This is a genomic window from Streptomyces sp. NPDC029836 (genome assembly GCF_055574495.1).
Genome location: NZ_JBVHZI010000021.1, coordinates 1 through 12457 on the forward strand (window position 1 = coordinate 1; position 12457 = coordinate 12457).

Here is a 12457-nt window from a genome sequence, read left to right on the forward strand (position 1 = left end):
CCCGCGGAGCGGGACCCTGTGCGCTGCGCGCACAGGAAGCGAACCGCCTCGCTGCGCTCGACGGGCCCGGCTGCGCCGGGCCGTGGCCGGCCCTTCGGGCCGGCGTCCCGCGCTGCGCTCGGGACGGGTTCGGGACCGGGCTCCGCCCTGTCCCGAACGCCCGGCTGCGCCGGGCGAGATGACCCCGTTTCACGGGGTCCGGGCCTACGGCCCGTTGGGGTGTCCGCTCCGCTCCCACCCCAGGCCCTTCCGGCTCCGCCTCCAGGACCAAGGCTAGAGTCGAGGCTACATCAGTCCCTGATGTAAGTGTGTAGTATCCCGAGGAACCTGGCACTACCTACCGGCCGGATCTGCCTTGGTTCCACGCGGATCCGACTGGAATTCTGATGTTGTGTACCAACACGAGAAATCCTCCACTCCCCCGGGACAGGGAATGTTCCGGAATTCCTCTGGCTGACGGAGAGAGCGAATGCAGCAGTTCGGCGGTATCAGCTTGCGGCCTCATCAGGAGGAGGCGGTTGAGGCGATTGTCCGGGGGCTCGACATCCCGCCGGGCAAGCGGATCCCCAAGGCCGGCCTTCGGGCGACCGTGGTGGCCGCGTGCGGGACCGGGAAGACGTTCATCGCCGCCGCGGCCGCGCTGCGACTGGCCCGGGGTGGCCGGGTCCTGGTACTGCTGCCCACCCTCGACCTGCTGGCCCAGACCGCCCGGGAGTGGAGGACGGCCGGCCATGACGGGCCGGCTGTGGCTGCCTGCTCCTTGGATGGCGATGCGCAGTTGTACGGGCTTCGGGTGCGGACGACGACGTCGGCGCCGCAGCTCGCTCTGTGGCATGGCCGGGGCCCGGTGACCGTCTACGCCACGTACGCCTCCCTCGGAGTGATCGCCGAGACGTTCGGCGGGGAGTACGGGTTGCCGATGGAGGACTTCGACCTGGTGGTCGTGGACGAGGCGCACCGGACGTCCGGGTCGGCGGGAAAGGCCTGGGGGGACGTTCACCGCCAGGAGGTGATCCCCGCGCGGCGCCGGCTGTACATGACCGCCACCCCCAGGATCTGGATGGAGCGTCCGCCCCGGACGCCGGCGCAGGAACTGGAGCGGCGGCGGGCCGACGAGGAGCGCCGGCAGGCCGAGGAGGCACGGCGCGAGGAGGCCGAGGCCGAGGGCCGGACCTACGTCCCGAGGTACCGGTGGGATCGCCTGCCCCAGGAAATGGCCTGCTCCATGGACGACAGCCGGGTGTTCGGGCCGGTGGTCTACGAGCTGTCTCTGGCGGACGCGATCTCCCGAGGCCTGCTCGCCAGGTATCAGATCGTCGTCGCCGAGCTCACCGATCCCGTGGTGACCCCGCAGCGGCTCTACAGCGAGGAACGGCACGACGAGCGGCTGCGGGGTGAGCGGCTCGCGGCGGTGCAGACGACCTTGCTGGAGACCATGGCCGAGCACGACCTCAAAACCACGATCACCTTCCACCACCGGACGGTCGAGGCGCAGGCCTTCGCCGAGGGGCTGGATCGGGTGGCGCGCCGGCTGCACGCCACCGACCCGGGCCGGCACCCCGCAACCGTGTGGACGGGGTGGCTGCGCGGGGAGCACGAGATGGAGCACCGGACCGCCGTCCTCGCCGACTTCGGCCGCCGCGCCGGCCGCGCGATCCTCGCCAACTGTCGGGTCCTGGGTGAGGGGGTCGACATCCGGGCCGTGGACTCAGTGGCGCTCATCGACCCGAAGGGGTCGGCTGTCGACATCGTCCAGGCCATCGGCCGGGCGCTCCGGCAAAAGCCCGGCGAGGGGAAAATGGCCACGTTGATCGTGCCCGTCTTCCTGCGAGAGGATGAGGATCCCGAGGACATTCTCACGTCGAAATCGTACGGGCCGCTGATTCGGGTTCTGAATGGACTTCGAGCGCACGATGAACGCGCGGTGGAAATGCTGGCCATTCCCCAGGAGAATCAGAAGCGCGTGGTGCAGCCGTCGCCGACGATCGGAAAGCCGCCCGCTGATGGCGAAGCGGAATCACGTCTACTACTTAGGTTCGCCGCTCCGCGTGATCCGGCGTTGATCGCGAAGTGGATCCAGTACCAGGTCCTCAACACCGAGCGTCAGGACTGGCGGAGGGGTCTGGAGGCCGGCCTGCGGTACCGGGAACGGGAGGGCGGGCTGGAGGTCCCGTACGACCACGTCGAGGGCGCCTACCCCCTCGGACGCTGGCTCTCCGACCAGCGACGCGCCTTCCGGACCGGACAGATGTCCGGGGAACGGGCGGCCGAACTGGAGGCGCTGGGGATCGTGTGGGACACCGCCGACGCCGGCTTCGAGCGGAACCTGGGCGCCGCGCGGGCCTACTACGAACTCCACGGGACGCTCGCCGCGCCGAGGCACGCGACCGCCCTGGACGTCGCGGTGGGGCAGTGGCTGACCAACGTCCGCCGGCCCGGCGGACTCGGCAAGGACCCCGTACGGGCCGAACGTCGAGCCGCAGCGCTGGCCGCGATCGATGAGGACTGGAACCCGGCCGAACGGGGCTGGACGGTCGACTGGCAACGCCACCAGGCCTACCTCGCCCAACTCCTCGCCGAGGGGGCCCGGCTGTCCGCGATCGTGCCGGGGGTGACTCGACACGGCGAGGACGTCGGCCGCTGGCTCACCACCCAACGCCGCGACTTCGACCGGCTTACCGAGGGACAGCGGGCCCGACTCGCCGAGCTCGGGGTGAAGAAGACGCCACGCGCCCGTCAGACGCCCGCGAAGCCGGCCGGGGCCGTCCCGGCCGGGCGCGGCGCGGCAGCGTTCCAGACGGGCATTCAAGCCCTCGCGCAGTACCGGGAACGCGAGGGCGGGGGCGTTCCGGGTCGAGGTCACGTCGAGGAGCTCCCCGACGGGAGCTCGCACCGGACCGGGGTCTGGGTCGTGAACCAGAAGCAGCGGCGGGAGCGGCTGGCCCCGGAGCAGCTGGCCGCGCTCGCCGAGCTGGGCGTCGAGTGGGCGGCGCCCGGCCCCTGACGTCGGGGTGGGCAAGCCTGCCGGCGCGGGGGCTTGCCCAGGCAGGCCTGAGGCTTGCCCAGGCGGGGTCAAGGGCTTGCCCACCCGGCATTCGCAAGGTGGGCAAGCCCTTGACCCCCTTGCAGTCACCGCAGCGTCGGCCGTAGGCGGGGCCGGTCCGGGTCATCGGGCCGCGATGAGGCCGAGGCAGGCGACGACCAGGGCGACGGCCGTCCCGGCCGCCGTGATCGGCGCGACGAGGGCGGGGTTGCGGTGGGCGACGTAGCCGATGCCGCCCGCCAGGAGCAGCGTGACGAGGACCAGGAGCAGCAGGACGGCCAGGGCGAGCGAGGACACGGGTGTTCCCTTCGTCGGGCATGCCGAGGGTCGGCATGCGGTGGGGTGGAGCGCGGACCAGCCGGACGGTCGTCTCGGGTTGGTCGGGAGCAGGTTGCGACGGGGAGGGGTTAGCCCCGCAACCGCTACGCGACTGGCACCTGATCACCTGACGAAAGCTCATTCAATATTTTGGGTGGGTAATTCCGGAACGCAGTGCGGCCTCGGCACACCGTGGGTGTACCGAGGCCGAAGTCGGTCCGGTCGTACTGCCCCAGAGCGCCTGGGCACCGGTCCTGACCCGCACACCCATGTCGGCACGGACTGAACCCGACCCTACCCAGGCACAGCCGTCAGGGACCCGTACACGGCCACCCACGGACACACCCGCCAGGAACCCACGGACTCACGAAATCAGGGACTCAGGGACTCAGGGACTCAACACAGCCAAGGCCAAGGAATCACCCACGAACAACAACGCCAGGAACTCAACACAGGACCGAACCCCAAGCCCGAGAACCAGAACCACCCCGACCAACACCCAGGACAGCCCACGGCCAGAGACCAACAACCAATCAACCACCCACAAGAACCCAACAAAGAGAAAGTCCGGAAACTCACCACCCGCGGAACGGCACCTGACCAGCCACAACGCGGAACCTCACCGGGAGCACCTTCCCCCCATGGTTCCCCCTCTAGGTTCCCCGGATGCTTCCCCCACTAGGTTCCCCCCATGGTTCCCCCGATGCTTCCCCCCACCGTTCAGGAACAGGCCGGGGGTTCAGGCGGTGTCGCCGCGCCACCGGAACGGGCCGCCGGCGGCATCGTCGTCGGGGGCGTGGTCGGCGCGGCCGCCCGGCCCGTAGAGGCCGAGATCGGCGATCAGGAGCGCGCCTCCCGCCCGATCCGCGGCCGTCCAGCCGGTCACGTCGAGCAGCTGCCCATCGAGCGGGCCGCCGACCAGGTCGACGTACTCGTGCCCCGCCGTCGGGCCCGCCGGCTCCCCCGGCCCCGACCCGTACACCCGCGGCTTCATCCCACGTTCCATCCCGCCACGCTCCCCCCACAGACCGTTCCGGGGGGGCCCGTTGCGAACACGAGGTCAGGACCGGTTCCTGAGCGACTCCTGGCGGACGCGGGGGATGAGGGGACGGGTCCGCCGGACCGGGCGGGCCGCCCCGGCCGGTCCCATCGGATCAATCTCTTCGTCCGGCTGACGCGTACAAAAGAGGTGTCGTTTTACGAAAGGGGCTTGCCCACGGCCCCTGACCTGCGGCGATGGAAGATCATCGACTTTGGGGGGTCCCACCTCCGGTCACACTCCCGGTCCCCCGCCCAGAGCACCTCTCCAGGCAACTGTGGAGCCCCCTTCCGGTGCAACCCCTGAGCGGCGGCCGCCGGCCGGGCTTGCCCAGCCCCGGCCCGCGCATCGAGGAGAGGTCCCGGCCGGGACAGGCGAGCGCGGCCCGGTACCCCGCCCCGGGGATAACCCGGACCGCCCGTGATCGTTTACGACGCATGAGCCTCTTCAGGAAGTCACAACTGGCGGCCGGCGGCGCCCTCGCAGCGATCCTCGTCGGTGGCGTTGCAGTACCCGCTCAGGCGGGCGTCGGTTTGAACGACGGGTCCAGCGTCTTCTGGAACACCGGTGACGCGAGCACCAACGGACAGAACGGAATGAACCAAGCGAGCTTCAACGACGACAACGTGGGAGGCTTCGGAGGCCTCGGCACGTTCGGCGGCATCCCAATTTTCGGGGAGCCGAGCAACGCCGGGTAGGGACAGCAGGTTCGACAGCCCCGGTCCAGCAGGTGATGCCTGACCGGGGCTGTGTCGCGCCTGGGCGCAGAGGCTGGCTGAGGTCCAACTTCGATGGCAATCGGTCCAGGTTCGTTGTCACCGGACAGCCGGCTCGGCACCGGCCCCCGCCCCGAGTCCGATGATCCGCAGCCGTCCCGCGCCCGGGAGGGCGTTCCGCGCGGCCGGCTCGCCGCCGAGCGGGCGGCCGACGTCCAGGCCGTCACCGCTCCCACCGCCCGCGGCACCGGCCGACGCATCCTGGGTACCGGCCCGACCCCCGCGGTGACCTCACCGAGTGCCCGGTGAGGTTGCCGAAAACCTCACCGAAAACCTCACCGATAACCTCCCCAGTGCAGGTCAGCGGGCTCCGAGAACCCGCACCTCGCGAGCTTGAGCCAGCGGTCGAACTCGCGCGCCCAGGCCGTCGCTTCCTCCGTCAGCCGCGCGGATATCCTCCACGGCCCCAGCGGCGCCCGGCGACCGTCTCGACAACCACCCCCAGGAACCGCCCGACCTCCGGCAACTGCGGCACCCACACGGTCACCACGGCTTCCACCACCGCGCCGAGCACAGCGGCGGACAGCCGGCCCAGCAGCACACGCCCGAGCGCCCGGCGCCGCCTCGACACCATCTCCTCGCCACGCTCGACCGGCTCCGTCCACGCGTCGCGCCCGGGGCCTACTCGTCATCCAGCGACGGCGGACGGCCCCTCCCCGAGCCGGGCCACGTCATCCACACCCACATCCAGGCGCAGCCGCGTGAACCGCACGGGGTGGCGGAACACGCCGTGGTCGACGGCCCGGTCGGCGCTGATCTCCGCGACCAGGTCGGGACGCACCACCGTCAGGTCGAGGACGTCGCGTCTGCCCCACGCGGTCGCGAACTTGGCGCCGGCCCACGGGTGCCCGGGGCCGGCCGCGGTGAGGTGTTCGGCGACCTGGCGGGCCTGGTCGGGGCGCAGGGTCACTGTGCGGCCGACGGTGCGCAGGCGGCCCGTGGTGTCGTGGCGGCCCAGGATCAGGAGCTGCGGGTGGGTGAGGGTGCCGGTGATGGCGCCGATGATCGCTTCGGTGGTGTCGCGTCTTTTGACCTTGGTCCAGCCGCGGTATCCGGGCGTGTACCGGCCCGTCAGGCTCTTGACGACCAAGCCTTCGACGCCTGAGACGTCGGTCCACGACTCCAGCCACTCCCGGGCCGTCGCGACGTCCGTGGTCATCGGGCAGAGCGTCCACGGGGCGGTCAGGGCGCGGGCCGCGAACAGGACCTCAAGGCGTCGGCGTCGCTCCCGCTGGGGCAGGGTGAGGAGTTCTGTGCCGTCCTGCTGGAGGATGTCGAAGGCCATGTAGTAGGCGGGTAGGCGTGCGGCCAGTGCGGGTGCGGTGCGGGCTCGGGCGGCGGCCCGGCGCTGCAATCCCTCGAAGGACAGGGCGCCGGCCTCCGGGTCCCACACCAGCACTTCGCCATCGAGGACCAGGCCGTGGGGGAGCTGCTCGGCCGCCGCCACCAGATCGGGGAACGCGCCCTGGACCAAGTTCCCGCGGCGGGTCTGGAGGAGCACCCGCCCACCGGGGCCGTCCGGGGTGAACACGAGCATCCGGTGCCCGTCGAGCTTCTGCTCATAGGCCACCGCGGCGTGGGGGCGTACGGGAGGGACCGCCTCGGCGGCCTGCGCCAGCATCGGTTCCACCGGCGGCCGCAACACCATCTCCCCACCCTCCGCCCGTCCCACGGGCCGGACCCCGGACCGCCCGCGCACCGCCCCGGGGCACGGGCCCTTCCCGCTCATGACAGAACCCGGCCGGCGTGACTACGGGGCGCGCCGGCCGGGTCCTGTTGAGAGAGGCCCGTCGTCGATTACGGTTCCCGCTCGCACCGTCCCACGCCCCGGTCCCCGGCGCCTCGCCGGCTGTGGCGGATGGCTGACGAGTCCACCCCCACGGACGCGTCCGCGTCCGGAGCCGAGCGGCCGTCAACCGGCCGAGGGCTCAGCCGTGACCATCACGGCCCCGGTGCCGTTGCCTACCTGCCGTGCGGCCGATGTTCCCCCGCATCCCCGGCGCGGCTCTCCCGGCGGTGGGGCCCTGCCCGGACACCCACCGCCGGGACTCACACCCCCGCCATCGCCCGGTCAGGCCGCGGTGCCGTCCCGGATCTCGAACAGGGGCAGGACGCCCGTCATCTCCAGCAGCCGACGAAGCTGACTCGGCACCGGACCCGCAAGAACCAAATGCCGGGTGTTACGCAGATGGACCAGCACGCCGAGGAACGACGAATCGGCGAACTCCAGCCCGGCGACGTCGACGACCAGGAGCTCGGCTTCGGCGGCCCCGCCGTCGCAGGCATCCGCCAGCAGGCCCACCGAGTCCAGGTCGAACTCGCCCGAGCACACCACTCTGACCTCGCCACCCGCATCGGATCGCACGACCACCCTTGGCGTCTCCACCACCATCTCCCCTCATCAGCACTGATGCACCCGACCGTACGGGCCCACCACCCGAAGCGGTAGAAACCATTCCTCGCCGGGAGCGGCCGACAGTCGCGGCTTGCGCCGTACGGGGGCGCTCCGGGCGTGCCTCGCGTGCACTGCGGTAGGCCAGTAAATCGAACACATGATGGAATAGGGGAATTCGCCCAGTCAGGAGCGCATCATGACGTCCCCCACCCTCGCCCCGGCCGCTCCGTCCAGGCAACAGCCCGCCACCTGGTCCCCGAGCCAGACGGGACCATGTGCGATCTGCCACGCTCCGACCTGCAAATACGGGGTAGGCGCCTCGCCCACCTGCACGTCCTGCAAAGCCGCGCGGCGGGCGCAGTACGGAACCTGATCGTGTCCGATTCCTCCACCGCGCGTCTGGACCTGCTCCGCTTCCTTGAGCGGGTGCAGGTGCGCGATCTTAAGCGCACGCGGGATTGGATCGCCGTCGAGGAGCAGCTCCTCGCGGCGTCGGCCGAGCGCAGGCCCGCGCCGGCGCCTCCGGCATGGCTGGTCGAGCACGGGATCGGCGCCGGCCGGCCGGCGGTCCGGGTGCATACCGGGGATTGCTGGGACACCCGCACCCGATGCAAGCCGGCCACCCTGGACGAAGCACGGCGGGCACTCGCCGAGGGGATCCGCGCGTGCCCGCACTGCCGCCCCGATACCGCGCTCGGCATCATCGACTGACTACCGGCCTACCCTGGAAACGGCGGCCGGCCGGTGAGCGGCCCCGGCCGTCACCCGGTGGGCACCCGCTCCTCCCCCACTGTGCAGGTGCCCACCCACGTCAGGTCAGCGGGTCCCACACCTCCGGACCGCCGCCGCGCCACTCCGCAACGTCCGGGTCGGTCAGGTCGATGTCTTCCGCGTCCTGGAGCCCCGCCATCTCAAGGAACACCCGGATATCGGAGGGCCGGTGCGCCACCCCGATAGCCGTCCCGTCATAGCGCACCCGACGCCAACCATGCTCATCAGGCGGATACACGATCAGCTTCGCGGCCATGCCCCCCACACTCCGCCCCCGCCCCGCCGCCGGCACCCCGCCCGCCACCAACCAGGTGAAGAAGGGCTGGCGCAGCAGTGCGGGCCGTGGCGCAGCAGTGCGGGCCGCCACCCCGTGAGGGTGACGGCCCGCACGTGCGCGGCTGCGTCGGTCAGCGCGTTGTGCCGCCGGGGTCGGCTCCCCGGAGAGGCTCGATGTTGGCGACGGAGTCGGCGAGACGACCGACGCCCCGGCCCGCATACGCCGGCAAGGCCGGCGTAAGGGCACTGCCGCCCCCGACCGTGCGGTCCCACCATCCGAAGCGGTAGGAACCATTCTTGGCGGGGAAGCCGCCCGCCGGACCTCACGGCCGCACGTGAGACTGCGTGCCGTGGTTGGCCGGTCCGGCCAACCACGGTACCGAGTGTCAAGTGACGATGACACGCAGCACGTAGGGCTCCCCGCTGCTGATCGCGCGGGCCTGCTCCCACAGGTCCCCGCGAGAAAAGCCGAGAAGCGCCCGATCCGCGGCGTGGGCCAGGAGGGGCAGGATCTCGGCGGCGGGCCGGCCGCGGTGCGTGCGCGCGAGCTCGGCGAAGGCCTGCTGATAGGGGGCGCGGTACGTGCCGGAGCTGTCGGTGAGCAGTCGCTCCAGGCTTTCCCCGCTCACGCTGATCTTGCCCATCTCCGCTCCCTTCCCGCCGCGGGCCGGCCGGTCCAGCCCCTGCTTTTTCGACGGTACGGACGGGCACTGACAACCAGGCTCCTGCCCGGCGGTGGAGCGTCCTTTGCCGCGGGTCGGTGAGGGGGTGGTGACCGGTGGCGGCGGTACGGCGTTGTGCAGGCGTGGACATGGACGACGAAGACTTTCTGGGCGTACTCCTGGACGCCGTGACCGATAGCCGCCTCAAGCTGCTGACCGGCGACGAGGCCAGGGCGGTCATGATGCTGCTCGGCGCCCTCGAGGAAGAGACCCGCTCCGAAGAGGTACGTGCCGCCGCGGGCGAGATGCGGTTCCGCCTCGGCTCACGCCTCGCCCTTCCCACCGACCACCCCGACCCAGCGGCGGCCCCGGCGGCGGCCACACTCTGACCGGTGCGTGCAGGCCCCACGCAGCCGGTGCCCAACACAGGGCGTGGGTGCCGGCGTGCCATGGACGCGGCGTAGTCGCCTCGGCGTCAGGATGAGGCCCCCGGAAGCACCGGCTCGCGGGGTGACGGGAGGCAAGCGTTGATCACTGTGGACGTCGAGCACCGGGACCGCACCCTCTGGGTCATCGTGGGTGGTGAACTCGACGAGAGCGGCGGCGGCGTCCTGGGCCGGGTGCTGGAGCGGGACATCGTCGGGGAGCGGGTCCTCATGCTGGACCTGCACGGTGTGATCCTGATGGACCGTGAGGGGCTCCTGCATCTGCTGGACCTGCATCACAGGGCGGAATGTCAGGGACTGCGCGTCCTGGTCGTGGGCTGGCAGGCCCAACCCCAGCAGGTCATGGCCGACCTGGCCAAAATTCCCGGCCGCCACGCGGCGGCCGGGGAACGCTACGCGCTCCCCGGATTCCGCCGACTCATCGAGGAACGCGCCCACCAGGCCCGCGACACCGAATCCGACCGACCGATGGTGGCCGAACCGGCCGGCTGAACCCGGCCGTCGACGACCTGGGCGCATGCGTAACCCATCCCAAAGGTGGGCACGCTGGACATGGTGCCGCAGGCCGTTCCATCCCGGCCCGCGGTCTCCCGGCAGCGGCCGGACCCCACCTCTGGGACACGAAACGTCACGGACGCGAAGGGGCGTGGGGCTCAGACCTCTCCGCGCCAGGAACCGGTCTCGCTGCCGCGGGCCTCGATGTACTCCTTGAACCGCTTCAGGTCACCGGTGATCTGCCGCTTCACGAACCCGAGCTTGTCCCCGACATTCTCGGCGAAGCCCTCCGGGTCGTAGTCGAGCTGCAGCATCACCTTCGACTTGTTGTCGGCCAGGTGGTGGAAGGTCACCACACCCGCCTGCTTCAGCTCGCCATCCACGGTGGTCCAGGCGACCCGCTCGTCAGTAATCTGCTCGGTGATCTGAGCGTCGAACTCCCGGTCCACGCCACCGAACTTCGTCACCCAATGCGTCAGCGTGGGGGTGAGCTGATCGATACGCTCCACGCCCTCCATGAAGTGCGGGAACGACTCGAACTGCGTCCACTGGTTGTAAGCCGTACGCAGGGGAACGTCGACCTCGACGGACTCCTCGACCTTCGACACGAAAGCATCCCTCCTCTACGCCAGCCGGACGGCGCCCGACCACACCGGGGAGGCTTTCCCCCTACCGCACACCTGCCCGCGCTCCCGGACCTATGACCCACGAACAGACGCAGGCCGGCGTTCCCGACTCAAGCCGCTCGGGGGGCGGCGGAACCGAAGACGTCGTCGAACGCGTGGGCACGGTGGGTACTGACGAGGTGGTAGGCGCCGCTTGAGTGGCGTAGGGCGTGGTCGGTGTAGTGGAGGACTTCGGCGGGGGTGAGGACTTTGAGGTCTCCGAAGACGTAGTAGAGCGGGGTCGGTGCGTGGGCGGCGGTGAAGATGAGACCGGCGTTGAGGGTGGCGGTGCTGATCGCGTAGCGGTCGGTGTGGGTGCTGGGCATGCGGTCTTTGGCGTCGATGGTGATGAGTTCGCTTTCGCGGGCCGCTATGAGGTCGGGGAACTGGCGCAGGGCTGACCGTGTTCGGCGCAGGGCGACTTGGATGGTGGGCGGGTAAGTTCCCTGGCCGCAGAGCTGGACGGTCCAGCCGTGTTGACGCAGCGCGGTCGCGACGCGCTGCTCATGGACATCTCCGACCGGCTTGCGTTCCTGCCAGCTCGTCACTACGGCTCCTTGTCACACCAGTTCAGGGACAGTGATACGAGACTTTCAGTTTTCGTATTCCTCCGTAGGGCTATGATGCCCAACATGGCGGCATACGTTGACCCACGATTTCGTCCTACTCTATGGCCGGGTACCGCGGTCCCGCAGCCTGGCATGACCCCGATGAGCAGCGCGCGCGCCGACGGAGACTGGATCGTCTGGAACATCGGGGACCCGCGGCAGGGCGAGCCAGCGAGCGCGATGCTGCCCGAAGACTTCTACCTGCGCGAGCTGATGACCGTGGATCCCGGCGACCTGGTCACCGTGGCCGGCTGGATGGCCGCCTACGGGCGACTCGGCGGCAGCATCGACACCGGCGGCTGGGACTACGACGAATACGAACGCCTACAGGAACTGGAAGAGCGCGAACACCCACGCAACGGGCCGTGGTCACTGCACGGCGAACTGGTGCGCGTCTACATCGGCGAGGCGCAGCAGGCCATCGCCACGTGGGTCGCTCTCCACCGCGAAGGCGGCTTCGACGCACTGGTCGAAACCGAGGTGTCCGAATCTCACCTCGCCCAGTTGCGAGCTGGCAACAGCGACAACCCCGAGGCCCAGTACCCCACGACCCTCGACGACCTGCGCACGGCCACCGCTTCCCTTCGGCTGTCCCAGCTTCGAACAGAACTGCAACATGCCCTCAAGCCATTCAGTGTCGGCTTGGGGAGCCTCAGCGACCGCAGACCCTCGGTCCTGTCCGTCGCCTTCCTGCAGCTCTACAACCACCTGGCTGAGGAAGCCACCCTCCGCGAGTGCGCAAACGAAACCTGCCGAGGCTCCTTCGTCCGCCAGCGCGGCCGCGCCGAGTACGGGCAGAACCGCACGAGCGGAATCAAGTACTGCACCCGCGAGTGCGCCCGGTCCCAGGCTCAGCGAGAGCACCGGCGCCGCAAGCGCCAGGCCGCCTCCGGCCAGCCCGCGAAGACGCACACCAAAGCGCCTGACAGCTCGCCCGACCGCGACAGGCAGGACCCACTGTGA

General features: G+C 70.5%; 16 protein-coding genes. 7 read left to right on the forward strand and 9 right to left on the reverse strand.

The window, feature by feature from the left end:
- Positions 1 to 493 precede the first annotated feature (493 nt).
- Entirely contained in the window at positions 494 to 3004 is a 2511-nt protein-coding gene (locus ACZ4XJ_RS34170) for a helicase associated domain-containing protein (protein WP_468498461.1), read from the forward strand.
- A 162-nt stretch (positions 3005 to 3166) separates the two neighbouring features.
- On the opposite strand, the gene ACZ4XJ_RS34175 is transcribed toward ACZ4XJ_RS34170, so the two are convergent.
- On the reverse strand, positions 3167 to 3340 hold the full coding sequence (locus tag ACZ4XJ_RS34175) for a hypothetical protein (protein ID WP_362882496.1): 174 nt from the start codon (positions 3338 to 3340) through the stop codon (positions 3167 to 3169).
- Between the two features lie 760 nt (positions 3341 to 4100).
- Positions 4101 to 4355, reverse strand: a complete 255-nt coding sequence (locus ACZ4XJ_RS34180) for a hypothetical protein (protein WP_468498462.1) — start codon at positions 4353 to 4355, stop codon at positions 4101 to 4103.
- 482 nt (positions 4356 to 4837) lie between these two features.
- On the opposite strand from ACZ4XJ_RS34180, the gene ACZ4XJ_RS34185 reads away from it, so the two are divergent.
- Positions 4838 to 5098: a hypothetical protein gene (locus ACZ4XJ_RS34185; protein ID WP_362882492.1), complete on the forward strand. Its 261-nt coding sequence runs from the start codon at positions 4838 to 4840 to the stop codon at positions 5096 to 5098.
- 93 nt (positions 5099 to 5191) lie between these two features.
- Positions 5192 to 5425 (forward strand): hypothetical protein, encoded by a 234-nt coding sequence (locus tag ACZ4XJ_RS34190; protein WP_362882491.1) that lies wholly within the window; start codon positions 5192 to 5194, stop codon positions 5423 to 5425.
- Between the two features lie 130 nt (positions 5426 to 5555).
- On the opposite strand, the gene ACZ4XJ_RS34195 is transcribed toward ACZ4XJ_RS34190, so the two are convergent.
- The 3 genes from ACZ4XJ_RS34195 to ACZ4XJ_RS34205 all read right to left on the reverse strand — a co-directional run bounded on the left by ACZ4XJ_RS34195 (position 5556) and on the right by ACZ4XJ_RS34205 (position 7568).
- Entirely contained in the window at positions 5556 to 5717 is a 162-nt protein-coding gene (locus ACZ4XJ_RS34195) for a hypothetical protein (protein ID WP_468498463.1), read from the reverse strand.
- A gap of 87 nt (positions 5718 to 5804) precedes the next feature.
- Positions 5805 to 6824, reverse strand: a complete 1020-nt coding sequence (locus ACZ4XJ_RS34200; RefSeq protein ID WP_468498464.1) for an ATP-dependent DNA ligase — start codon at positions 6822 to 6824, stop codon at positions 5805 to 5807.
- 423 nt (positions 6825 to 7247) lie between these two features.
- Positions 7248 to 7568 carry an STAS domain-containing protein gene (locus ACZ4XJ_RS34205; RefSeq protein WP_362882487.1) on the reverse strand — a complete coding sequence of 107 codons (321 nt, stop codon included), beginning with the start codon at positions 7566 to 7568 and terminating at the stop codon, positions 7248 to 7250.
- Between the two features lie 378 nt (positions 7569 to 7946).
- Between ACZ4XJ_RS34205 and ACZ4XJ_RS34210 the strand changes: the two genes are divergently transcribed.
- Entirely contained in the window at positions 7947 to 8282 is a 336-nt protein-coding gene (locus tag ACZ4XJ_RS34210) for a DUF6233 domain-containing protein (RefSeq protein WP_362882486.1), read from the forward strand.
- Positions 8283 to 8382: 100 nt separating this feature from the next.
- On the opposite strand, the gene ACZ4XJ_RS34215 is transcribed toward ACZ4XJ_RS34210, so the two are convergent.
- A complete protein-coding gene (locus ACZ4XJ_RS34215) occupies positions 8383 to 8598 on the reverse strand; it encodes a hypothetical protein (RefSeq protein WP_362882484.1) in 216 nt (71 codons plus the stop codon).
- A 406-nt stretch (positions 8599 to 9004) separates the two neighbouring features.
- Complete coding sequence (locus ACZ4XJ_RS34220; RefSeq protein WP_468498465.1) at positions 9005 to 9262, reverse strand: hypothetical protein; 258 nt, start codon at positions 9260 to 9262, stop codon at positions 9005 to 9007.
- 167 nt (positions 9263 to 9429) lie between these two features.
- Between ACZ4XJ_RS34220 and ACZ4XJ_RS34225 the strand changes: the two genes are divergently transcribed.
- Together ACZ4XJ_RS34225 and ACZ4XJ_RS34230 are read left to right on the forward strand one after the other, a co-directional pair.
- The gene (locus tag ACZ4XJ_RS34225) at positions 9430 to 9669 is read left to right on the forward strand and encodes a hypothetical protein (RefSeq protein WP_468498466.1); all 240 of its coding nucleotides are present in this window, start codon (positions 9430 to 9432) and stop codon (positions 9667 to 9669) included.
- Positions 9670 to 9816: 147 nt separating this feature from the next.
- Complete coding sequence (locus tag ACZ4XJ_RS34230; protein WP_468498544.1) at positions 9817 to 10218, forward strand: STAS domain-containing protein; 402 nt, start codon at positions 9817 to 9819, stop codon at positions 10216 to 10218.
- A 161-nt stretch (positions 10219 to 10379) separates the two neighbouring features.
- Here ACZ4XJ_RS34230 and ACZ4XJ_RS34235 read toward each other — a convergent pair whose 3' ends face one another.
- On the reverse strand, positions 10380 to 10829 hold the full coding sequence (locus ACZ4XJ_RS34235; RefSeq protein WP_468498467.1) for an SRPBCC family protein: 450 nt from the start codon (positions 10827 to 10829) through the stop codon (positions 10380 to 10382).
- Between the two features lie 128 nt (positions 10830 to 10957).
- Positions 10958 to 11434, reverse strand: coding sequence for a hypothetical protein (locus ACZ4XJ_RS34240; protein ID WP_468498468.1), 477 nt, complete (start codon positions 11432 to 11434; stop codon positions 10958 to 10960).
- A gap of 162 nt (positions 11435 to 11596) precedes the next feature.
- On the opposite strand from ACZ4XJ_RS34240, the gene ACZ4XJ_RS34245 reads away from it, so the two are divergent.
- Positions 11597 to 12457 carry a hypothetical protein gene (locus ACZ4XJ_RS34245; protein ID WP_468498469.1) on the forward strand — a complete coding sequence of 287 codons (861 nt, stop codon included), beginning with the start codon at positions 11597 to 11599 and terminating at the stop codon, positions 12455 to 12457.

What these genes read in the sequence shown, in the direction of transcription:
- ACZ4XJ_RS34190 (WP_362882491.1), top strand. Translation starts at nt 5,192, where the DNA reads ATGGCAATCGGTCCAGGTTCGTTGTCACCGGACAGCCGGCTCGGCACC.
- ACZ4XJ_RS34215 (WP_362882484.1), bottom strand. Translation starts at nt 8,598, where the DNA reads ATGGCCGCGAAGCTGATCGTGTATCCGCCTGATGAGCATGGTTGGCGT.
- ACZ4XJ_RS34220 (WP_468498465.1), bottom strand. Translation starts at nt 9,262, where the DNA reads ATGGGCAAGATCAGCGTGAGCGGGGAAAGCCTGGAGCGACTGCTCACC.
- ACZ4XJ_RS34225 (WP_468498466.1), top strand. Translation starts at nt 9,430, where the DNA reads ATGGACGACGAAGACTTTCTGGGCGTACTCCTGGACGCCGTGACCGAT.
- ACZ4XJ_RS34245 (WP_468498469.1), top strand. Translation starts at nt 11,597, where the DNA reads ATGAGCAGCGCGCGCGCCGACGGAGACTGGATCGTCTGGAACATCGGG.
- ACZ4XJ_RS34205 (WP_362882487.1), bottom strand. Translation starts at nt 7,568, where the DNA reads ATGGTGGTGGAGACGCCAAGGGTGGTCGTGCGATCCGATGCGGGTGGC.
- ACZ4XJ_RS34180 (WP_468498462.1), bottom strand. Translation starts at nt 4,355, where the DNA reads ATGAAGCCGCGGGTGTACGGGTCGGGGCCGGGGGAGCCGGCGGGCCCG.
- ACZ4XJ_RS34185 (WP_362882492.1), top strand. Translation starts at nt 4,838, where the DNA reads ATGAGCCTCTTCAGGAAGTCACAACTGGCGGCCGGCGGCGCCCTCGCA.
- ACZ4XJ_RS34200 (WP_468498464.1), bottom strand. Translation starts at nt 6,824, where the DNA reads ATGGTGTTGCGGCCGCCGGTGGAACCGATGCTGGCGCAGGCCGCCGAG.